This is a genomic window from Paracoccus litorisediminis (assembly GCF_009711205.1).
GTDB lineage: Bacteria > Pseudomonadota > Alphaproteobacteria > Rhodobacterales > Rhodobacteraceae > Paracoccus > Paracoccus litorisediminis.
Genome location: NZ_WMIG01000001.1, coordinates 545,338 through 564,012 on the forward strand (window position 1 = coordinate 545,338; position 18,675 = coordinate 564,012).

Here is an 18,675-nt window from a genome sequence, read left to right on the forward strand (position 1 = left end):
ATACAGGCAAGAAACCTATCGAGCAGTGATTTATCTATACGCTTTTCGGCACTTGAGTCCAATGGGTAAGTTTGCCACAGCCGGAACGGATCGCTAATCTGGGCGACGACAAGACAACCGACCCGGAAAACAGGGCGATCGAGCATGCGATTCTTCAATATTTCTAACGAATCCGCGATCTGGCGGGCGCTCGCCTTTGGCGTGTGTGTTGCAGCTATGCCGCTGGCAAGTGCCGCCGATCCCATGCATGCCATTGCAATGTATGGAGAACCCGCCCTCAAACCGGGCTTCACCCACCTGCCCTATACCAACCCGGACGCGCCCAAGGGCGGCACGATTCGACTGGCCGAGTCGGGAACCTTTGATTCGCTCAATCCTTGGATCCTGATGGGCAATCCGGTCTTCCCGATCTTCACCCAGCCGGGGCTTTTGACCGAAAGCCTGATGATGCGGTCGATCGACGAGCCGTTCTCGCTTTATGGGCTGCTGGCCGAAAGCGTCGAGACCGATCCCGGGCGCACATGGGTCGAATTCACCCTGCGGCCACAGGCAAAATTCTCGGATGGCAGCCCGGTCACGGTCGAGGACGTGATGTGGTCCTATGAGACGCTGGGGACCAAGGGCCATCCGCGCTACACCGCCGTCTGGTCCAAGGTCGCCAAGATGGAGCAGACCGGCCCCGGCAAGATCCGCTTCACCTTCAACACGCCCGACCGCGAACTGGCGCTGCTGATGGGCATGCGCCCGATCCTGAAAAAGGCACAATGGGAGGGCAAGGATTTCAGCCAGTCGGGCCTGATGCCGCCGATCGGCACTGGCCCCTATGTCATCGACAAGGTCGATCCGGGCCGCGCCATCAGCTTCCGCCGCAATCCCGATTATTGGGGCCGCGACCTGCCGGTGAACAAGGGCCTGCATAATTTCGACCAGATCCGCTTCGACTATTTCGGCGATGCCAATGCCATGTTCGAGGCCTTCAAGGCCGGCGAGACCGATGTCTGGCGCGAGTTGGTCGCGGCGCGCTGGGACCGCGACTTCACCTTCCCCGCCGTGCGCGAGGGCCGGGTGATCAAGGCTGAGATCCCGCATGAACGCCCCTCGGGGATCATGGGGCTGGTGATGAACACCCGCAATCCGGTCTTTGCCGATTGGCGCGTGCGGCAGGCGCTGATCGACGCCTTCAACTACCGCTTCATCAACATGACCCTCAGCGGCGGCAAGGACCCGCGGATCACCAGCTATTTCGCCAATTCCGAACTGGCGATGCAACCCGGTCCGGCCACGGGCCGTGAGGCCGAATTGCTGGCCCCCTTTGCCGCCGACCTGCCCCCCGGCACCATCGAGGGCTATACCCTGCCCGAAGGCGGCGACCGCCATATCGACCGTAAGGGTATCCGCGCCGCGCTGGACCTGCTGGCGCAGGCTGGCTGGACCGTGCAGGAGGGCGAATTGCGCGATGCGCAGGGGCGGCCCTTTGCCTTCGAGATCCTGCTGAACCAGTCGGGCAGCGCCATGCGCTCGGCCTCCGAAACCCGGCAGATCGTCGATATCTTCATCGAATCCCTGCGCAATCTGGGGATCAAGCCTCAGGTCACGCTGCTGGATTCCGCACAATATGTCCAACGCACCAACAACTACCAGTTCGACATGACCTGGTACGAACGTGGGCTGTCGCTGTCGCCGGGCAATGAACAGATGCTGTATTGGGGCAGTGCCGGGGTGAAAAAGACCGGAACCCGCAACTGGATGGGCATGAATTCCCCCGCCGCCGAGGCGATGATCGCCGAGATGGGCCATGCCGAAACACAGGATGATTACCGCGCCGCGGTGCGCGCCCTGGACCGCATCCTGACTGCGGGGCGCTATGTCATCCCGGTCAGCTATTCACGAATTTCTCGTTTGGCGCATAAAGCTGAACTGCATTATCCTGAAAATACACCCATTTACGGGGACTGGCCCGGATTCATGCCTGAAACCTGGTGGTACGAGGAAAGGAATTGAAATTGACGCGCATCGCAACCCTCATCGCACTTCTGGCGTTGGCCGGATGTAACACCGTCGCCGGAGTCGGTCAGGACATTACCGGCACCGCGCAATGGGCGCAGGGGAACATGGGAGGTTCGGGTTACTGATGAAATGGGTACATGTCCGTGACAACTGGCCAGCCTTCTCGGACGCCATTCTGGAAAAATGGCCCGAGGCGGATGAGGCAGACCTGACCGAGATCGACGGCGACCAGCGCGCCTTCGTGAAATACATCGCCGAGGTCACCGGTCAGGAAATCGACGAGACCAAGGACGAGATCCGCGAATGGCTGGCCGGAGAAATACCGTCAGACATCGTGATGGACCCGTCGCATGACAATCACTCGATCGCGCTGTCGTCGAAATTCGTCGGCGAAGGCGAGGACGAATATGACGACGACGCGCGTTTCGGTGATGACGATGAGGTCGCCGATGACGGCGACCGGACCGGGCGGGATTAGGGCTCAGGCGTCCAGATCGACCCAGACGGGGACGTGGTCGCTAGGCTTGTCCTTGGCGCGCTCGTCCCGGTCGATGCCGATGTCGATCAGCAGGTCCTCGGCCTGCGGCGACAGCAGGATATGGTCGATGCGGATGCCATTGTCCTTCTGCCAGGCGCCGGCCTGATAATCCCAGAAGGTGAAGGGGCCGCGCGCATTGTCGGGATCGCGCAGCCGCACCGCATCCGCCCAACCCTCATTCACGATACGGCGCAATGCCGCCCGGCTCTCGGGTTGGAACAGCGCATCATCGACCCATTTTTCCGGGTTGGCGGCGTCGCGGGGTTCGGGAATGACGTTGTAATCGCCCAGCATGACCGTCGGGATCTCGGCCGCGCGCAATTCGCGGGCGCGGGCGCGCAGGCGCTCCATCCAGGCCAGCTTGTAGTCGAATTTTGGGCCGGGCTGCGGGTTGCCATTGGGCAGATACAGCCCGGCAATGCGCACGGCGCGCTGGCCGATCACGGTGGCCTCGATATAGCGCGACTGTTCGTCGGCATCGTCGCCGGGCAAGCCGCGCATCACATCCTCAAGCGGCAGCTTCGACAGGATCGCGACGCCGTTGAAGCCCTTCTGGCCGTGGGTCTCGATATTGTAGCCCAGATCGGCGATGGATTCCGATGGGAAGCCCTCGTCCTGAGTCTTGATTTCCTGAAGCACCACGACATCGGGCTGGGCCTCGGAAAGCCAGCCGGTCAGGGTTTCGATCCGGGCGCGGACGCCGTTGATATTGAATGTCGCGATTTTCATGCGCGCGAGATTAGCCGCGCGCCGCCCTCAAGGCCAGATCAGATCGAGAAGGACGTGCCGCAGCCGCAGGACGAGCTGGCATTGGGGTTCTCGATCACGAAACGCGCGCCGATCAATTCGTCGGTGAAGTCGATGGTCGCCCCGGCAAGGAAGGGCAGCGACACCGGATCGACGACGACGCTTTGGCCCTCGCCGTTCAGGATCAGGTCGTCATCGGCGGTCTCGTCGAAGCGGATGTCATATTGAAACCCCGAGCAGCCGCCGCCCGAGACCGCGACCCGCAGGGGGCGGACCGGACCGTCCGCATTGATCTCGGCCAGCCGCGCAAAGGCGCGGGCGGTGACCTTGGGGGGCAGGCTGAGCTGGGCGTTCATGGGGTGTTCCCGTTTCCGTCGGTTATTCCGGTATATAGGCTTGAGGTGAAGACCCCGCAAGGAATGCCAGACGACATGACTGCACCCTATGCCTGCCAACCCGAAGAAAGCCGCGGCCGCCACTGGCCGGAACGCATGTCAACCTTTCGCAGCCCGTGGCAGCGCGACCGCGACCGGATCATCCATTCCAGCGCCTTCCGGCGGCTGAAGCACAAGACACAGGTCTTTGTCGAGCACGAGGGCGATTACTACCGCACCCGCCTGACCCATACGATCGAGGTCGCTCAGGTCGCGCGCACCATCGCCGGCGTGCTTGGCCTGAACGCCGATCTAGCCGAGACGGTGGCCTTGGCCCATGACCTTGGCCACCCGCCCTTTGGCCATACCGGCGAGGACGCCCTTGCCGCGCTGATGGAGCCCTATGGCGGCTTTGACCACAACGCGCAGGCGCTGCGGATCGTGACCAAGCTGGAACGCCATTACGCGGATTTCGACGGGCTGAACCTGACATGGGAAAGTCTGGAAGGCATTGCCAAGCATAACGGCCCGGTCACCGGACCCCTGCCCTATGCGCTGGCCGATGTGAACGCCGAATGGGACCTTGAGCTGCATACCAATGCCAGCGCCGAGGCACAGGTCGCCGCCGTTGCCGATGACGTGGCCTATAACCACCACGACCTGCATGACGGGCTGCGCGCCGGGCTGTTCACCGAGGAAGACCTGTCCCAATTGCCCGTCGTCGGCGAGGCCTTTGCCGAGGTCGATGCGCTGCATCCCGGTCTGGACCCCATGCGCCGCCGACACGAGGCCCTCCGCCGGGTCTTTGGCGTCATGGTCGAGGATGTGATCGCGGTGGCCCAGAACCGGCTGACCAGCCTGCAGCCGCAAAGCGCGCAGGACATCCGCGACATGGACGGGCCGATCATCCGCTTTTCCAAGCCGCTGTATCAGAACCTCAAGGCGATCAAGCTATTCCTGTTCCAGCGCATGTACCGCGCGCCCACGGTCGTCGTCGAACGCCAGCGCGTGACCGAGATGCTGAACGGGTTGTTCCCGCTATACCTGAACGATCCGTCCAAGATGCCCGAGCACTGGTTCGACGCGGCCAAGGCGGCGGGCGATGAGACGGGCCGGGCGCGGGTCATCCTTGATTACGTCGCCGGGATGACCGACCGCTTTGCCATTGCCGAGGCCGAGCGGCTGCTGAAGTAGGTGGGGGGCTGTCTGCCCCCCACACCCCCCGAGGGTATTTCTGAAACGAAGAAGGTCACTCGGCCTTGTCGTGAACCTTCAGCCATTCCTGCATCTGGGCGATTTCGGCTTCCTGAGCGCGAATGACCTCCTCGGCGAGTTTGCGGACCTGCGCGTCCTTGCCGTGCTCCAAGACCACCTTGGCCATGTCGATCGCGCCCTGATGGTGTGGAATCATGCCGCGCATGAAGTCGATATCGGCATTACCGGAGTACTCGATCGCCATGTCCTTGTGCATCTTGTCCATGGCCTGCTGATAGGCTTGGGTCGAGGCCGAGGCCGTCGGATCGGCATGCCCCGCCATTGCATGGTTCGAATGGTCCTGCGCCACGGCGGGCATGGCAAGCATGGCGGCGATTGCGGCGCTGGCAAAAGAACGGTGCATCGGTTCCCTCCTGAGTTTGCTTGCCGCATCAGGCCTCTGGCGGGCGAAAAGAGGAAATGACAAAGCCGTCAGCTTGCGGTTTCCTGACCTCACGCCGCGGATGAACCCGCGCGCATCGTCGCGCGTTGGGGCGCGAACCTCAGCCATGAAGGAGACTGACCGATGATCGTCAATTCCGGCTCTGCGAAATGGGAAGGCGGGCTCAAGGACGGAAAGGGGCTGATTTCGACGCGCTCGGGCGTGCTGTCGGACCAGCCCTATGGTTTCAACACCCGCTTCGAGGGCAAGCCCGGCACCAATCCCGAGGAACTGATCGGCGCGGCCCATGCCGCCTGTTTCAGCATGGCGCTGTCGATGATCCTGCAAGGCGCGGGCGTCACCGATGTCACCATCGAGACCAAATCCGAAATCGGGTTGGACAAGGATGGCGAGGGCTTTGCCATCAAGACGGCGCATCTGACCACGAAAATCTCGGGCAATGGCGATCCGGCGGTGATCGAGGATTGCGCGCGCCAGGCCGAGAAAGGCTGCCCGGTCAGCAAGGTGCTGAATGCCGAGGTCACGCTGGATGTGACCGTCGTGTAAGGCAGAAGTCCAATGCGGCGCGTTCTTGCACCGCGCCGCATGTGGGTCGTTCTGTATGGGAAAAGACCCGATTAGAGAAAAAACAGCCGGTCAGATATGTCGTGCTCTGGCAGGAAGTGTATTTCCCACACCCGGCTCTCAGGTCGTCTTAGATTATGAAAACCTTGACCATCTTGCTGTTTCTTGCCCCGACATTGCTGCTTGGTGGATGCGACAGCATTTGTAGCTGCCACACCTGCAAAATATGCATCATCCAATAGCCCGATGCCGATGAAGCCGGAAAAGGCTTCATCCGACTGCGAGGGGCTTAGATCATCCCAAGCCCCCGCCGGTTTTTAAACCATCATTTCCTTGGTCGCGGTCAACTTCAGCTCGGGGTGGTCGCGCTGTACCCGGTCGATGTCCCATTGCAGGCGGGTCAGGTAGACCAGATCGCCGTCATGGTCCTGCGCCATATGGCCCTTGTTGGACTGCGCAAAGGTCTCGACCTTGTCCTTCGGACCTGCGACCCAGCGCGCGCTGGTGAATTGCGAGGACTCAAACCGCACCGGCAGGCCGTATTCGATCTCGATCCGGCTGGCCAGAACCTCGAATTGCAGGGCACCGACGACGCCGACGATAAAGCCCGAGCCGATCATCGGCTTGAAGACTTTCGCGGCACCTTCCTCGGCAAACTGCATCAGCGCCTTTTCCAGATGTTTGGCCTTCATCGGGTCGCCCGCGCGGACGGTTTGCAGCAGTTCCGGGGCAAAGCTGGGGATGCCGGTGAAGCGCAGGCCCTCGCCCTCGGTCAGGGCATCACCGATGCGAAGCTGGCCGTGGTTCGGGATGCCGATGATGTCGCCTGCCCACGCTTCCTCGGCCAGCTCGCGGTCGGCGGCAAGGAACAGGACCGGGTTCGACACCGCCATCGGCTTCTTGGACCGGACATGCAACAGTTTCATCCCGCGCTCGAAATGGCCGGATGCCAGACGCACGAAGGCCACGCGGTCGCGGTGCTTGGGGTCCATATTGGCCTGCACCTTGAAAACGAAGCCGGTGACCGGGTTTTCGTTCGGCGAAATCTCGCGTTCGGCGGAATGCTGCGGCTGCGGCTCGGGGCCGAATTCGCCGATGCCGGTCATCAATTCCTTGACGCCAAAGCTGTTGATCGCCGAGCCGAACCAGATCGGGGTCATGTGCCCTTCAAGGAAGCTCTGGCGGTCGAATTTGGGCAGCAACTCGCGCGCCATCTCCAGCTCTTCGCGTAGCTTCGCAAGCTGCTCGGCGGGAACGTGGTCGGCCAGTTTCGGATCGTCGAGGCCGGTGATCTGCACGGTTTCCGCGACCTTGTTACGGTCGGCCCGGTCCATGATCTCTAGCCGGTCGTGCAGCAGGTCGTAAGCGCCGATGAAATCGCGGCCCATGCCGATCGGCCAGGACACCGGGGCCACGTCGATGGCAAGGTTTTCCTGAATCTCGTCGATGATCTCGAACGTGTCGCGCGATTCCCGGTCCATTTTGTTGCAGAAGGTCAGGATCGGCAGGTCGCGCAGACGGCAGACCTCGAACAGTTTGCGGGTCTGGGATTCGACGCCCTTGGCGCCGTCGATCACCATGATCGCCGCATCCACCGCCGTCAGCGTGCGGTAGGTATCTTCCGAGAAATCGCTGTGGCCGGGGGTGTCGACCAGATTGAAGCGATACTTCCCGAATTCGAAGGACATGGCGGATGCGGACACGGAAATGCCCCGGTCCTGCTCCATCTTCATGAAGTCCGAACGCGTGCGCCGCGCCTCGCCCTTGGCGCGGACCTGACCGGCCATCTGGATCGCCCCGCCGAACAGCAGGAACTTTTCGGTCAGGGTGGTCTTGCCGGCGTCCGGGTGCGAGATGATCGCAAAGGTCCGGCGGCGGGCGATTTCGGGCGGAAGATCGGGACGGTTGCTCATGCCCGGCCCTTTACCCTGCCCCGCAAGCAGCCTCAAACGAATTGTTCGCGCATCAGCCTTTCCTCCAGCCCATGGCCGGGATCAAACAGCAGGCGGTGGCTGATCGAGGTCTCGGAGCGGATCTCGACCCACAACACGGAATCGACGCCGCGCGAATCGGCATCGGCCATGACCGGGCGCTTGTCGGGCTCCAGCACGTCAAAGCGCAGGGTCGCGGATTTGGGCAGGATCGCACCGCGCCAGCGCCGGGGGCGGAAGGCGGCAATCGCCGTCAGCGCCAGCACGTCCGAACCAAGCGGCAGGATCGGACCATTGGCCGAGTAGTTATAGGCGGTCGAACCGGCGGGCGTGGACAGCAGCGCGCCGTCGCAGACCAGCTCCTCCATCCGGACGCGGCCATTGACGGACAGCCGCAGCCGCGCGGCTTGCGGACCGGCGCGCAGCAGGCTGACCTCGTTGATGGCCAGCGCGCAATGCTCATGCCCATCGGTCGTGCCTGCGGTCATCGCCAGCGGATTGGTCGCGGTTTCCTCGGCCGCCGCGATGCGCTCGGGCAGGTTTTCGGCGGAATAGGCGTTCATCAGAAAGCCGACCGTGCCGCGATTCATGCCGTAAACCGGCAGTCCGCGGTTCTGATGCATGACGTTCAGCATCAAGCCGTCACCGCCAAGGGCGACGATCACCTCGGCCTCGCGGACGGGCACGTGGCCGTACCGCTCGGACAGGGTCTCGGCGGCGCTGGCGGCGGCCTCGGCGCTGCTTGAAATGAAATGAATCTTCATGCCCGCCATCATGGCGCGGGATCGGCGCGGCGCAAGCCCCCGATGGATACAGGAATATCTACCGCACAGGCGTCGCATCCGTCCCTAGCGGGCCGTGAGATTTCGGTCTATGAGGCCGCAAGCCGCTTTTGTATGAGGACCAGATGCCCGATACCGGATTCTTCACCGAGACGCTGGACAGCCGCGATCCCGAAATTTTTGGCGCAATCCGCAAGGAACTGGGCCGCCAGCGCGACGAGATCGAGTTGATCGCGTCGGAAAACATCGTCTCCAAGGCGGTGCTTGAGGCGCAGGGCTCGGTCCTGACCAACAAATATGCCGAAGGCTATCCGGGCAAGCGCTACTATGGCGGCTGCCAATATGTCGATATCGCCGAGACGCTGGCGATCGAGCGCGCGAAACAGCTGTTCGGCTGCGAATTCGCCAACGTCCAGCCGAACTCGGGTTCGCAGATGAACCAGGCCGTGTTCCTGGCGCTGCTGCAGCCGGGCGACACCTTCATGGGCCTCGACCTGAATTCGGGCGGCCACCTGACCCATGGCTCGCCGGTCAACATGTCCGGGAAATGGTTCAACGTCGTCAGCTACGGCGTGCGTCAGCAGGACCAGCTGCTGGACATGGAAGAGATCCGCAGGAAGGCGCTGGAAAGCAAGCCCAAGCTGATCGTCGCCGGCGGCACCGCCTATAGCCGCATCTGGGACTGGGCCGAATTCCGCAAGATCGCGGATGAGGTCGGCGCCTATCTGATGGTCGACATGGCCCATATCGCGGGTCTGGTCGCGGGTGGTCAGCACCCCTCGCCGCTGCCGCACGCCCATGTCGTGACCACCACCACGCACAAGTCGCTGCGCGGCCCGCGCGGCGGCATGGTGCTGACCAACGACGCCGACATCGCGAAAAAGATCAACTCGGCAGTCTTCCCCGGCCTGCAGGGCGGCCCGCTGATGCATGTCATCGCCGCCAAGGCCGTCGCCTTCAAAGAGGCGCTGGACCCCAGCTTCAAGGACTATGCAGCGCAGATCGTCAAAAACGCGCAGGCGATGGCCGATGAACTGATGAAGGGCGGCATCGACATCGTCTCGGGCGGCACCGACAACCACCTGTGTCTGGCCGACCTGCGCCCGAAAGGCGTGACCGGCAAGGCGACCGAGGCGGCCTTGGGCCGTGCGCACATCACCTGCAACAAGAACGGCGTGCCGTTCGATCCGGAAAAACCCTTCGTGACCTCGGGCATCCGTCTGGGCGCGCCGGCGGGCACCACCCGCGGCTTCAAGGAAGAAGAGTTCCGCCAGATCGCCCGCTGGATCGTCGAGGTCGTCGACGGCCTTGCCGCCAATGGCGATGAGGGCAATGCCGAGGTCGAGGCCAAAGTGAAGGCCGAGGTCGAGGCGCTTTGCGCCAAGTTCCCGCTGTATCAGGGCATGTGATCGAAAAACTGCGCGGGCTTACACAAGCCCGCGCATCGTCATGATCCAAAGGGCGAACGCGCCAAGGATCATCAGGCCGAAGATGACGCTTGCGGCCACGCTCAGCACCCCACCTCCGATCCGTCCGGCCTGCCCCAAAGGACGCAGATAGGCCGTCAGCGCCCTATGCGCGTGATCGAGCTTCTGGAAATCCACCTGCCGCGCCAGTTTCGGATGACCCGCAAGGCTGTCGGCATGGGCCAGCAGCATGGCTTCGCGCCGCAATTTGCGTGGCAATGCCCCACCGCGCCGCTTCAGCATCTGTGCCAGATCCGCCGTATGACCGCGCCGGACACCGCCGAAACGCGCCGCCATCAGGCTTGCCACCTCATCCGCCATCGGCCTGATCGTGTCGATCATTCCCGCCCCCTTGCCTTTCCGCCAAGGCTACCGCCTCTGGCGGTTTTTCGCCAGTACCGCTAGGCTGCCGCCATGATGCTGAACATGACGATTACCGGTGAGGATTCGACGCAGCCGCCCGTGCTTCTGGCGCATGGGCTGTTCGGATCGGGCAAGAATCTGGGCGGGTTGGCCCGCAGGCTGGCGCAGACGCGGCGGGTGATCCTTGTCGACATGCGCAATCATGGCGACAGTTTCCACGACGCCGACCACAGCTATCCCGCGCTGGCCGGCGATCTGGCCGAGATCATCCGCTCGGTCGGTGGGCAGGCGGATGTGCTGGGCCATTCGATGGGCGGTAAATCCGCGATGATGCTGGCGCTGACCCATCCCGAAACGGTGCGCAAACTGGCCGTTCTGGACATCGCCCCCTATGCCTATGCCCATACCCAGACCCCGCTGATCGACGCCATGGAGGGCACCGACCTGACCGGGTTGAAACTGCGCTCAGCCGCCGATGCGCGGCTGGCCGAATTCGTGCCGGAAACGGGCGTGCGGGCGTTCTTGCTGCAATCGCTGGACCTGAAATCCGAGCCGCCGCGCTGGAAGTGCAACCTGCCCGCCTTGCGCGCGCAGATGCCCAATCTGGTCGGCTGGCCCGCAGATGCCCCCAAGGGCAGCTTCTCTGGTCCGGCGCTGTTCCTTGCCGGGGCCGAATCCGATTATTGCCGTGAGCCGCAGGTCGAGGCGATCCGCGCCCATTTCCCGCAGGCAAAGCTGCGCTATTTTGCCGGGGCTGGCCATTGGCTGCATGCCGACCGCCCGGTCGAGGTCGCCGAAGCCGTCGCCACCTTCTTCGACTAGCAGCGCAGGCTGACCTTGCCCTCTCCGGTATCGCCGGGGATGCGCGAGGTCAGGCTGTTCGCGATCGCCTCGCAGCCGCTGGCCTGACTGGCGGCCTGCATCATCAGTTCGGGAACGCGCGCGCGGTCCTTGCGGGACAGATAGCCCAGCCGGATCACCTCGGCCTCACTCTCCTTGACGAAGACGGCAAAGCGGATGCCGTCGATTTCCAGATCATGCCGCGTTGCACCGAAATATTCCGGCGCGGGCGACGCGCATGAGGCGAGAATCAACAGGGACAGGATCATCAGACGCATGACCGAAGCCTGCGCCGAAACGAATTAAGAAAACGCTAACGGCTTGGGCAGGCTCCATGATTTCCTGCCACGCCACGGCATCGGCAAGCTTCCGCGCAATCCCTTCGTCCCGCGCGTGACTTTCCGCCGACAACCCGCCTGCCCCGCTCATCTCGCGCTTGTGTGAGCGGTGGTGGCATAAATCCTGCCCTAGTCTTGGCCAAAACGAGCAGTCAACGACAAGGAGCAACCAATGCGCCGTATCCTTCACCTTGCCCCGATTTTGGCCGTCATGGCGGTCTCGGCCTGCGAAACCATGCAGGGCGCGGGCCGCGACATGCAGACAGCGGGCGCGCTGCTGACCGATCAGGCCGCGACCAGCCAGACCCAGATGGGGCAACAGCCCTACACGGCCCCTGCCCCGTATTGAGGCCAAACAAAGGCCAGCCCGCGCTCCCCTGCCCGTTTCAGGGCAGGCCGATCGCGTCTGGCCATTGCTGCGTTGACGGTTTGCCCCGATGCCACCCAGAATCCAGCGCGTCACAACCGGGGAACCTGCCATGACGCCGTTCGATCTGTGGGCCGCAATTCTGAAAGCGCCATTTTCCGGCGACGTTCAGGTCAATCAGGAAATCCAGCCGCGCTTCTGGTCCTCCGATCTCAAGGGCATCCCCGAGATCGAGGACCGCATCCAGACCGAGGTCGCAAGCTTCGGCAAGCAGCTTGGCAAGATCATCGACGCGCTGCTGGTGCTGTCGCACGAGACCGGCATAAAGCTGGACGAAATCGAAAAGATCAACGCCGAGGTCGCAGAGGTGAAGAAGAACAGCAAGGAAGCCATCCGCGCCGAAGCCGTCGACGCATTGGAGCGGCTGCGAAAGGTGGATGAGGGGGCGTGGCGGCAGGTTATCGGCGGCGACAGGGCCTGATCGCTGGATTCAGTGCCCTACCGACGTCAGGCAGAACGGCTCAGAAACCAAGGAAATGCGATAAATGAGAACGCCCGCCATGTGACGGCGGGCGTTTCGATTCTGCAGCTCGGGCTAAGACCTCAGCTGTCCATCTTGAGCGCTTGGATGAAGGCCGTCTGCGGGATTTCGACCTTGCCGAACTGCCGCATCTTCTTCTTACCGGCCTTCTGCTTTTCCAGCAGCTTCTTCTTACGCGTGGCGTCGCCGCCATAGCATTTCGCGGTCACGTCCTTGCGCATCGCGCTCAGCGTTTCGCGGGCGATCACGCGCGAGCCGATGGCAGCTTGGATTGGGATCTTGAACATGTGGCGGGGGATCAGCTCTTTCAGCTTTTCCACCATCACACGGCCACGGCTTTCAGCACGGTCGCGGTGAACCATGATCGACAGCGCATCGACCGGCTCATCGTTCACAAGGATCGACATCTTGACCAGGAAATCCTCGCGGTATTCGCTGATCTGATAGTCGAAGCTGGCATAGCCCTTGGTCACCGATTTCAACCGGTCGTAGAAGTCGAAGACCACCTCGGCCAGCGGCAGGTCATAGACCACCATGGCGCGGTTGCCAGCATAGGTCAGGTCCATCTGGATGCCGCGGCGATCCTGGCACAGCTTCAGCACGTCGCCCAGATATTCGTCCGGGACCATGATCGTGGCCTTGATCCGCGGTTCCTGGATATGGTCGACATAGGTCAGGTCGGGCATGTCGGCGGGATTGTGCAGATCGCGCACTTCGCCGTCCTTCATGTGCAGCTTGAAGACCACCGAAGGCGCGGTGGTGATCAGGTCCAGATCGTATTCGCGTTCCAGACGGTCGCGGATCACCTCAAGGTGCAGCAGACCAAGGAAGCCACAACGGAAGCCAAAGCCAAGCGCGGCCGAGGTTTCCATCTCGTAGCTGAAGGAGGCGTCGTTCAGCGCCAGCTTCTCGATGGCGTCGCGAAGCGCCTCGAAGTCATTGGCGTCGACCGGGAAGAGGCCGCAGAACACCACCGGCTGGGCAGGTTTGAAGCCCGGCAGCGGCGTGTCAGTGCCCTTCTTCTCATGCGTGATGGTATCGCCGACGCGGGTGTCGCGGACCTGCTTGATGGAGGCGGTCAGCACGCCGATCTCGCCCGGCCCAAGCTCAGCAATATCGACCATCGCCGGCTTCAGCACGGCCAGCTTGTCGATGCCGTAAAGCGCGCCGGTCTGCATCATCTTGATGCGGTCGCCTTTGCGAACCACGCCGTCCATGACGCGGATCATGACGACAACGCCCAGATAGGCGTCATACCAGCTGTCGACCAGCATGGCCTTCAGGGGCGCGTTGCGGTCGCCTTTCGGCGCGGGCAGGCGCGTCACGATGGCTTCCAGCACGTCCGGGATGCCAAGGCCGGTCTTGGCCGAGATTTCGATGGCGTCATGGGCGTCGATGCCGATCACGTCCTCGATGTTTTCCTTGACCCGCTCGGGTTCGGCAGCGGGCAGGTCGATCTTGTTCAGAACCGGCACGATGTCGTGACCTGCGTCGATCGCCTGATAGACGTTGGCCAGCGTCTGCGCCTCGACACCTTGTGAGGCATCGACGACCAGCAACGAGCCCTCGACCGCGCGCATCGAGCGGCTGACCTCATAGGCGAAGTCGACGTGGCCGGGGGTGTCGATCAGGTTCAACACGTATCTGCGCCCGTCCTTGGCCGGATATTCGATGCGCACGGTGTTCGCCTTGATGGTGATGCCACGTTCGCGTTCGATATCCATGCTGTCGAGCAGCTGGGCTTTCATGTCCCGTTCGGCGACCGTGCCCGTCATCTGGATCAGGCGGTCGGCCAGAGTGGATTTACCGTGGTCGATATGCGCCACGATCGAGAAGTTGCGGATGAGGTCAAGGTCGGTCATGGCGCGGCTATACTGGGGAAATGGGTTTGCGGGAAGGGGGAACGCGATGGCCTAGCCACGCAGCGGCTCAAACCCTGCGGCACGAAGCTGGCGGCGGCGCAGGATCGCCTCGCGCCACATGGCGTAACAGCCCGAGGCGACGATCAATCCGGCACCGCTCAGCGTCAGCGCATCGGGGCGCTCGCCAAAGACGATGACGGCCAGCGTCAGGGCAAAAACCAGCCGGGCGTAGCGGAAGGGGGCAAGCGCCGCGGCCTCGCCCAGACGGGTGGCGGTGACCAGCAGCGAATAGCCGGCGACGCCGACCGCCATGCAGCCGGCAAACAGCAGCCACTGCCGCAGGCTGGGCATGACGAATTCCTGCCCCAGCACCACGCCCATCGCGATCGAGGCCAGCAGGATCGCGAAAAAGGCCGAGGCCGCCAGTTGCAGCGAATGGATCTGCGCGGGAATGCGGCGGGTGGCGATGTCGCGTGCGGCAAGGCCGATCACCGCGACCAGCGCCATCAGCGAGGCGGGCTGGAAATCCCCAAGACCGGGGCGCAGCACCAGCAGCACGCCAAGGAAACCGACACCGATGGCCGTCCAGCGCCGCCAGCCGACCGGCTCGCCCAGGAAAACCGCCGCCCCCAGCACGATGGCCAGCGGCAACGCCTGCATGATCGCCGAGGTCGAGGAAAGTTCGGTCAGCGCCAGGGCGACGACGATACCGATCGAGCCCACCGCCTCGGCCAGGTTGCGTAGCACCACCAGCGGGCGCGCCAGATCGCGCGTCCACATATGCCCGCCCTGCAGCTTGAGCATGCCCCAGAAGCACAGCCAGCCAAGCAGGCCGATCATGCCCAAAACCTCGGCAAAGGGCAGCTCCTGGGACAGAAGCTTGATGAACATGTCCTCGACGGCGAACAGCACCATCGAGACGAGCATCAGCATCGCCGCACGAAAATTCTCGCCGCCCATGGCCCAGGACCTCAATTGTAGGAATTGCAGGCCATGGCATATGCCGCGATGATCGGGGGGTCCAGCCGGAAAGGGACCCAGATGCGCTTCCATGTCGAAGATATGAGCTGCGGCCATTGCACCGCCACCATCGAAAAGGCGGTGGCCGATGCGGGCGGCCATGCCCGCACCGATCTGACCACCCATATCGTCGAGGTCGAGGGGCTGGATGCCACCCGCGCCGAGGCGGTGATTCGTCAGGCCGGATACACGCCCAAAGCCGCCTGAGCGCATATCTTGCGGCCATTTTCCGCCAGTCCTCCAGAACTGGTCGGACCAGTGCGATTGAGCGATGAGGCGGTTTCTGTTAATCTCTGTGGATAATTTGCGGCCTTGTGAGGGTGTTCAGCCCCGCCGCGCCTTGCCCGATCCGAGGAGACAGTGATGTTGAACCGCCTGATCATCGCCGCGGCGGCGGTGGCTTTGACGACGCCGCTTGCCGTAGCCGGCCCCATAGATTCCGCATGTGCCAAATCCCCCCGCCGCTCGACCGACCGCGGCCTTTGCGGCTGCATCCAGCAGGTTGCGGACCAGACCTTGTCGCGTTCCGATCAGCGCCGTGCCGCCCGCTTCTTCAGCGATGCGGACGAGGCGCAATCGGTGCGCATGTCCAAGACCGACGCCGACAACGCCTTCTGGCGGCGCTACGAACGCTTTGCCTCGACCGCCGAGGCCTATTGCTCACGCTAAGACCAGAATGCGCATCGCTGTCCTGACCGGGGCCGGTATCTCGGCGGAAAGTGGAATCAGGACCTTCCGCGCCAGCAATGGTCTGTGGGAGGATCATTGCATCGAAGACGTGGCCTCGGTCGAGGGGTTCATGCGTGACCCGGTGCTGGTCCATCGTTTCTACAACATGCGCCGCGCCGATGCCGCCCGCGCCCAGCCCAATGCCGCGCATAAGGCGCTGGCGCGGCTGGCCCAGCATCACGAATTGACCCTGATCACCCAGAATGTCGACGACCTGCATGAGCGCGGCGGCTCGGATGATGTCATCCACATGCATGGCAGCCTGCTGGGCGCGCTTTGCGCGGAATGCGGCCACCGCTGGCCCGCGCCGCTGGCCATGCGCTCGCTGGACCTGTGCCCGAATTGCGGCAAGCCGCAGACCCGCCCCGATATCGTCTGGTTCGGAGAGGTGCCCCATCATCTGGAGCGGATCTTCAACGCCGTCGAGCAGGCGCAGCTTTTTGCCGCCATCGGCACCTCGGGTCAGGTCTATCCCGCGGCGGGACTGGCCCGGCATGCGCGCCGCGCCGGCGTGCGCACAATCGAGATGAATATGGCCAACACGGTCATTGGCCGTGATTTCCACGAAAAGCGCTCCGGCCCGGCCTCGCAGGTGGTGCCGGAATGGGTGGCGGAACTTTGCCCCTGACCCTGCGGCGCGGCGCTGCCCGTGCTTGACGAGGCAGCCGCAATCCTCCACCCCTTGCCTTCCCGAACGGAAAGCCGTCCATGCCCCAGACCATTCTTGCCAATGCCCGCCTGATCCTGCCCGATAATGTCCTGACCGGATCACTGGTCATCGAGGACGGGGTGATCGCCGATATCCGCGCCGGTGCGGATGTCCCCCAGGGCGCGCTGGACATGGCGGGCGACTTCCTTGCCCCCGGCATGGTCGAATTGCATACCGACAATCTGGAACGCCACATGCGCCCGCGCCCCGGCGTGGACTGGCCCCATGCGGCGGCGATCATCGCCCATGACGCCGAGCTGGCCGGCTGCGGCATCACCACCGTTTTCGACGCCATGCGCGTGGGTTCCGTGGTCAGCGACGGACCGGATCAGGACTACGAAAAATACGCGCGAGAACTGGCACATGAGTTGATTGATCTGCGCAACGAGGGCGCGTTGCGGATCAGTCACCTGTTGCATTTGCGGGCTGAAGTCTGCTCGGAAACCCTGATCGCAGAGCTGGACGAGTTCGGTCCGGACGACCGCGTCGGCATCATCAGCCTGATGGACCACACCCCCGGCCAGCGGCAGTTCCGCGACCTGTCGAAACTCGCGCAATATGTGCAGGGCAAGTACAAGCTGGACGATGCCGCGTTCGACGAGCATGTCTCGCGGATGAAGGCGCTGCGCGACCGCTACGGCGACGCGCATGAGGCGGCGGCGGTCGAGGTCGCCCACCGTCTGGGCGCCGTGCTGGCCAGCCATGACGATACCACCCCGGAACACGTCGCCCGTTCCGCAGGCTACGGCGTGCGACTGGCCGAGTTTCCGACCACGCCCGAGGCGGCCTCGGCCTGCCACGATCACGGGATCATGGTGATGATGGGCGCGCCGAACCTGATCCGGGGCGGCTCGCATTCGGGCAATGTCTCGGCCGCCGAACTGGCCCGCGCGGGGCATCTGGATATTCTGTCGTCGGATTACGTGCCCGCCGGGCTGATCGGCGGCGCAATGATCTTGGCCGATCTGTGGAACGACCTGCCCCGCGCCATCGCCACCGTCACCGCCAATCCGGCCACTGCCGCCGGACTGGCGGATCGCGGAAGGCTGCAGCCGGGCCTGCGCGCCGACCTGATGCGCTTCCGCATGGTCGCCGACCGGCCTGTCATACGTGAAACATGGGTGCGCGGCAGCCGCGTCTGAAAACCGGCCCGGATTTGATCTGAATCAAGGGAATCACCCGCATTTCCGGGCAAAAAGCCCTCATGCCGCAAACTGGTGAACATTATTCACCCGGCCGGTCGCAGATCTGAGGGGGTCTGACGACAGGGGGGCGGGGTCCAAACCCCGCCCCCGGCATTTTCCCAGCAATCAGCCGACCCGCAGGTCAGGCCATCAGCCGGTCCTTGATGATCGGGCCGACGGCACCGAAATCCATCTGCCCGGCATGGCGGGCGCGCAGCTCGGCCATGACCCGGCCCATGTCGCGGATCGAGGCCGCGCCCAGATCGGTGATGACCTTATCGATGGCGGCGCGGGCCTCTTCATCCGTCAGTTGGCGCGGCAGGTAGGACTGGATCACCTTGATCTCGTCCTGCTCGCGCTCGGCCAGTTCCAGACGACCACCCTCTTCATAGGCCTTCGCCGATTCCTGACGCTGCTTGACCATCTTGGACAGGATGGCGGTCAGATCGGCGTCAGACAGGCCGTTTTCGTCCCCGCCCTCACCGCGCGCGGCGATTTCGCGGTCCTTGATCGCGGCCGAGATCAGCCGCAGGGTCGACAGCCGGGCCGTTTCCTTGGCCTTCATCGCCTCTTTGGTGTCTGCCGAGATACGTTCGCGCAATCCCATGTGATCCTCGCTCAATGAATTGACCGGCGCTTGTCCTAGGCTTCGCGTC

23 protein-coding genes are annotated in these 18,675 nt (G+C 63.4%); 13 read left to right on the forward strand and 10 right to left on the reverse strand.

Features of this window, described 5'->3' with window-relative positions; translation table 11 throughout:
- The first annotated feature begins 144 nt into the window (after nt 1-144).
- From GL300_RS02765 to GL300_RS02770, 3 genes are read left to right on the forward strand one after another with little or no spacing between them, the layout of a single operon-like run.
- A complete protein-coding gene (locus GL300_RS02765; protein WP_155038032.1) occupies nt 145-2,001 on the forward strand; it encodes an extracellular solute-binding protein in 1,857 nt (618 codons plus the stop codon).
- A gap of 2 nt (nt 2,002-2,003) precedes the next feature.
- Nucleotides 2,004-2,132, forward strand: coding sequence for a hypothetical protein (locus tag GL300_RS27030; protein WP_255524281.1), 129 nt, complete (start codon nt 2,004-2,006; stop codon nt 2,130-2,132).
- Nucleotides 2,132-2,485 (forward strand): CsbD family protein, encoded by a 354-nt coding sequence (locus GL300_RS02770; RefSeq protein ID WP_155038033.1) that lies wholly within the window; start codon nt 2,132-2,134, stop codon nt 2,483-2,485. Before GL300_RS27030 ends, GL300_RS02770 begins: the two co-directional genes overlap by 1 nt.
- A gap of 3 nt (nt 2,486-2,488) precedes the next feature.
- Here the strand turns inward: GL300_RS02770 and xth are convergent, their stop codons facing one another.
- Nucleotides 2,489-3,274, reverse strand: a complete 786-nt coding sequence (xth, locus tag GL300_RS02775; RefSeq protein WP_155038034.1) for an exodeoxyribonuclease III — start codon at nt 3,272-3,274, stop codon at nt 2,489-2,491.
- A 38-nt stretch (nt 3,275-3,312) separates the two neighbouring features.
- Complete coding sequence (locus GL300_RS02780; protein WP_155038035.1) at nt 3,313-3,648, reverse strand: HesB/IscA family protein; 336 nt, start codon at nt 3,646-3,648, stop codon at nt 3,313-3,315.
- Between the two features lie 75 nt (nt 3,649-3,723).
- On the opposite strand from GL300_RS02780, the gene GL300_RS02785 reads away from it, so the two are divergent.
- Complete coding sequence (locus GL300_RS02785) at nt 3,724-4,860, forward strand: deoxyguanosinetriphosphate triphosphohydrolase (protein ID WP_155038036.1); 1,137 nt, start codon at nt 3,724-3,726, stop codon at nt 4,858-4,860.
- 55 nt (nt 4,861-4,915) lie between these two features.
- Here GL300_RS02785 and copM read toward each other — a convergent pair whose 3' ends face one another.
- Nucleotides 4,916-5,284 (reverse strand): CopM family metallochaperone, encoded by a 369-nt coding sequence (gene copM / locus GL300_RS02790; RefSeq protein ID WP_155038037.1) that lies wholly within the window; start codon nt 5,282-5,284, stop codon nt 4,916-4,918.
- A 162-nt stretch (nt 5,285-5,446) separates the two neighbouring features.
- On the opposite strand from copM, the gene GL300_RS02795 reads away from it, so the two are divergent.
- Nucleotides 5,447-5,869, forward strand: a complete 423-nt coding sequence (locus GL300_RS02795) for an OsmC family protein (protein WP_155038038.1) — start codon at nt 5,447-5,449, stop codon at nt 5,867-5,869.
- A 335-nt stretch (nt 5,870-6,204) separates the two neighbouring features.
- On the opposite strand, the gene GL300_RS02800 is transcribed toward GL300_RS02795, so the two are convergent.
- Nucleotides 6,205-7,800, reverse strand: a complete 1,596-nt coding sequence (locus tag GL300_RS02800; protein WP_155038039.1) for a peptide chain release factor 3 — start codon at nt 7,798-7,800, stop codon at nt 6,205-6,207.
- Nucleotides 7,801-7,832: 32 nt separating this feature from the next.
- Nucleotides 7,833-8,582 carry an NAD kinase gene (locus GL300_RS02805; RefSeq protein WP_155038040.1) on the reverse strand — a complete coding sequence of 250 codons (750 nt, stop codon included), beginning with the start codon at nt 8,580-8,582 and terminating at the stop codon, nt 7,833-7,835.
- 143 nt (nt 8,583-8,725) lie between these two features.
- Here GL300_RS02805 and glyA point away from each other — a divergent pair, with 143 nt between their 5' ends.
- Nucleotides 8,726-10,009: a serine hydroxymethyltransferase gene (gene glyA / locus GL300_RS02810; protein ID WP_155038041.1), complete on the forward strand. Its 1,284-nt coding sequence runs from the start codon at nt 8,726-8,728 to the stop codon at nt 10,007-10,009.
- A gap of 18 nt (nt 10,010-10,027) precedes the next feature.
- On the opposite strand, the gene GL300_RS02815 is transcribed toward glyA, so the two are convergent.
- Nucleotides 10,028-10,408 (reverse strand): hypothetical protein, encoded by a 381-nt coding sequence (locus tag GL300_RS02815; RefSeq protein WP_155038042.1) that lies wholly within the window; start codon nt 10,406-10,408, stop codon nt 10,028-10,030.
- Between the two features lie 75 nt (nt 10,409-10,483).
- On the opposite strand from GL300_RS02815, the gene GL300_RS02820 reads away from it, so the two are divergent.
- Complete coding sequence (locus GL300_RS02820; RefSeq protein ID WP_170297607.1) at nt 10,484-11,251, forward strand: alpha/beta fold hydrolase; 768 nt, start codon at nt 10,484-10,486, stop codon at nt 11,249-11,251.
- Here GL300_RS02820 and GL300_RS02825 read toward each other — a convergent pair.
- Entirely contained in the window at nt 11,248-11,547 is a 300-nt protein-coding gene (locus GL300_RS02825) for a hypothetical protein (protein WP_155038044.1), read from the reverse strand. The two genes, GL300_RS02820 and GL300_RS02825, sit on opposite strands and share 4 nt — an antisense overlap.
- Nucleotides 11,548-11,779: 232 nt before the next feature.
- Here GL300_RS02825 and GL300_RS02830 point away from each other — a divergent pair, with 232 nt between their 5' ends.
- Nucleotides 11,780-11,956, forward strand: a complete 177-nt coding sequence (locus GL300_RS02830; RefSeq protein ID WP_155038045.1) for an entericidin A/B family lipoprotein — start codon at nt 11,780-11,782, stop codon at nt 11,954-11,956.
- Nucleotides 11,957-12,086: 130 nt separating this feature from the next.
- Nucleotides 12,087-12,455, forward strand: a complete 369-nt coding sequence (locus tag GL300_RS02835; protein WP_155038046.1) for a hypothetical protein — start codon at nt 12,087-12,089, stop codon at nt 12,453-12,455.
- 122 nt (nt 12,456-12,577) lie between these two features.
- Here GL300_RS02835 and lepA read toward each other — a convergent pair whose 3' ends face one another.
- Complete coding sequence (gene lepA, locus GL300_RS02840) at nt 12,578-14,377, reverse strand: translation elongation factor 4 (RefSeq protein WP_155038047.1); 1,800 nt, start codon at nt 14,375-14,377, stop codon at nt 12,578-12,580.
- 51 nt (nt 14,378-14,428) lie between these two features.
- Nucleotides 14,429-15,337, reverse strand: a complete 909-nt coding sequence (locus tag GL300_RS02845; RefSeq protein ID WP_155038048.1) for a DMT family transporter — start codon at nt 15,335-15,337, stop codon at nt 14,429-14,431.
- Between the two features lie 33 nt (nt 15,338-15,370).
- Between GL300_RS02845 and GL300_RS02850 the strand changes: the two genes are divergently transcribed.
- From GL300_RS02850 to GL300_RS02865, 4 genes are all read left to right on the forward strand, one after another.
- The gene (locus tag GL300_RS02850; protein ID WP_225612023.1) at nt 15,371-15,604 is read left to right on the forward strand and encodes a heavy-metal-associated domain-containing protein; all 234 of its coding nucleotides are present in this window, start codon (nt 15,371-15,373) and stop codon (nt 15,602-15,604) included.
- Between the two features lie 156 nt (nt 15,605-15,760).
- Nucleotides 15,761-16,066, forward strand: a complete 306-nt coding sequence (locus GL300_RS02855) for a hypothetical protein (RefSeq protein WP_155038049.1) — start codon at nt 15,761-15,763, stop codon at nt 16,064-16,066.
- A gap of 7 nt (nt 16,067-16,073) precedes the next feature.
- Entirely contained in the window at nt 16,074-16,754 is a 681-nt protein-coding gene (locus GL300_RS02860) for an NAD-dependent deacylase (protein WP_155038050.1), read from the forward strand.
- Nucleotides 16,755-16,834: 80 nt separating this feature from the next.
- Entirely contained in the window at nt 16,835-17,977 is a 1,143-nt protein-coding gene (locus GL300_RS02865; RefSeq protein ID WP_155038051.1) for an alpha-D-ribose 1-methylphosphonate 5-triphosphate diphosphatase, read from the forward strand.
- Between the two features lie 184 nt (nt 17,978-18,161).
- Here GL300_RS02865 and GL300_RS02870 read toward each other — a convergent pair whose 3' ends face one another.
- Nucleotides 18,162-18,626: a GatB/YqeY domain-containing protein gene (locus tag GL300_RS02870; RefSeq protein WP_155038052.1), complete on the reverse strand. Its 465-nt coding sequence runs from the start codon at nt 18,624-18,626 to the stop codon at nt 18,162-18,164.
- Nucleotides 18,627-18,675 lie beyond the last annotated feature (49 nt).

Bases quoted from the DNA above. Each gene is read 5' to 3' on its own strand.
- GL300_RS02765 (WP_155038032.1), top strand. From the start codon at position 145: ATGCGATTCTTCAATATTTCTAACGAATCCGCGATCTGGCGGGCGCTC.
- GL300_RS02770 (WP_155038033.1), top strand. From the start codon at position 2,132: ATGAAATGGGTACATGTCCGTGACAACTGGCCAGCCTTCTCGGACGCC.
- xth (WP_155038034.1), bottom strand. From the start codon at position 3,274: ATGAAAATCGCGACATTCAATATCAACGGCGTCCGCGCCCGGATCGAA.
- GL300_RS02780 (WP_155038035.1), bottom strand. From the start codon at position 3,648: ATGAACGCCCAGCTCAGCCTGCCCCCCAAGGTCACCGCCCGCGCCTTT.
- GL300_RS02785 (WP_155038036.1), top strand. From the start codon at position 3,724: ATGACTGCACCCTATGCCTGCCAACCCGAAGAAAGCCGCGGCCGCCAC.
- copM (WP_155038037.1), bottom strand. From the start codon at position 5,284: ATGCACCGTTCTTTTGCCAGCGCCGCAATCGCCGCCATGCTTGCCATG.
- GL300_RS02795 (WP_155038038.1), top strand. From the start codon at position 5,447: ATGATCGTCAATTCCGGCTCTGCGAAATGGGAAGGCGGGCTCAAGGAC.
- GL300_RS02800 (WP_155038039.1), bottom strand. From the start codon at position 7,800: ATGAGCAACCGTCCCGATCTTCCGCCCGAAATCGCCCGCCGCCGGACC.
- GL300_RS02805 (WP_155038040.1), bottom strand. From the start codon at position 8,582: ATGAAGATTCATTTCATTTCAAGCAGCGCCGAGGCCGCCGCCAGCGCC.
- glyA (WP_155038041.1), top strand. From the start codon at position 8,726: ATGCCCGATACCGGATTCTTCACCGAGACGCTGGACAGCCGCGATCCC.
- GL300_RS02815 (WP_155038042.1), bottom strand. From the start codon at position 10,408: ATGATCGACACGATCAGGCCGATGGCGGATGAGGTGGCAAGCCTGATG.
- GL300_RS02820 (WP_170297607.1), top strand. From the start codon at position 10,484: ATGCTGAACATGACGATTACCGGTGAGGATTCGACGCAGCCGCCCGTG.
- GL300_RS02825 (WP_155038044.1), bottom strand. From the start codon at position 11,547: ATGCGTCTGATGATCCTGTCCCTGTTGATTCTCGCCTCATGCGCGTCG.
- GL300_RS02830 (WP_155038045.1), top strand. From the start codon at position 11,780: ATGCGCCGTATCCTTCACCTTGCCCCGATTTTGGCCGTCATGGCGGTC.
- GL300_RS02835 (WP_155038046.1), top strand. From the start codon at position 12,087: ATGACGCCGTTCGATCTGTGGGCCGCAATTCTGAAAGCGCCATTTTCC.
- lepA (WP_155038047.1), bottom strand. From the start codon at position 14,377: ATGACCGACCTTGACCTCATCCGCAACTTCTCGATCGTGGCGCATATC.
- GL300_RS02845 (WP_155038048.1), bottom strand. From the start codon at position 15,337: ATGGGCGGCGAGAATTTTCGTGCGGCGATGCTGATGCTCGTCTCGATG.
- GL300_RS02850 (WP_225612023.1), top strand. From the start codon at position 15,371: ATGGCATATGCCGCGATGATCGGGGGGTCCAGCCGGAAAGGGACCCAG.
- GL300_RS02855 (WP_155038049.1), top strand. From the start codon at position 15,761: ATGTTGAACCGCCTGATCATCGCCGCGGCGGCGGTGGCTTTGACGACG.
- GL300_RS02860 (WP_155038050.1), top strand. From the start codon at position 16,074: ATGCGCATCGCTGTCCTGACCGGGGCCGGTATCTCGGCGGAAAGTGGA.
- GL300_RS02865 (WP_155038051.1), top strand. From the start codon at position 16,835: ATGCCCCAGACCATTCTTGCCAATGCCCGCCTGATCCTGCCCGATAAT.
- GL300_RS02870 (WP_155038052.1), bottom strand. From the start codon at position 18,626: ATGGGATTGCGCGAACGTATCTCGGCAGACACCAAAGAGGCGATGAAG.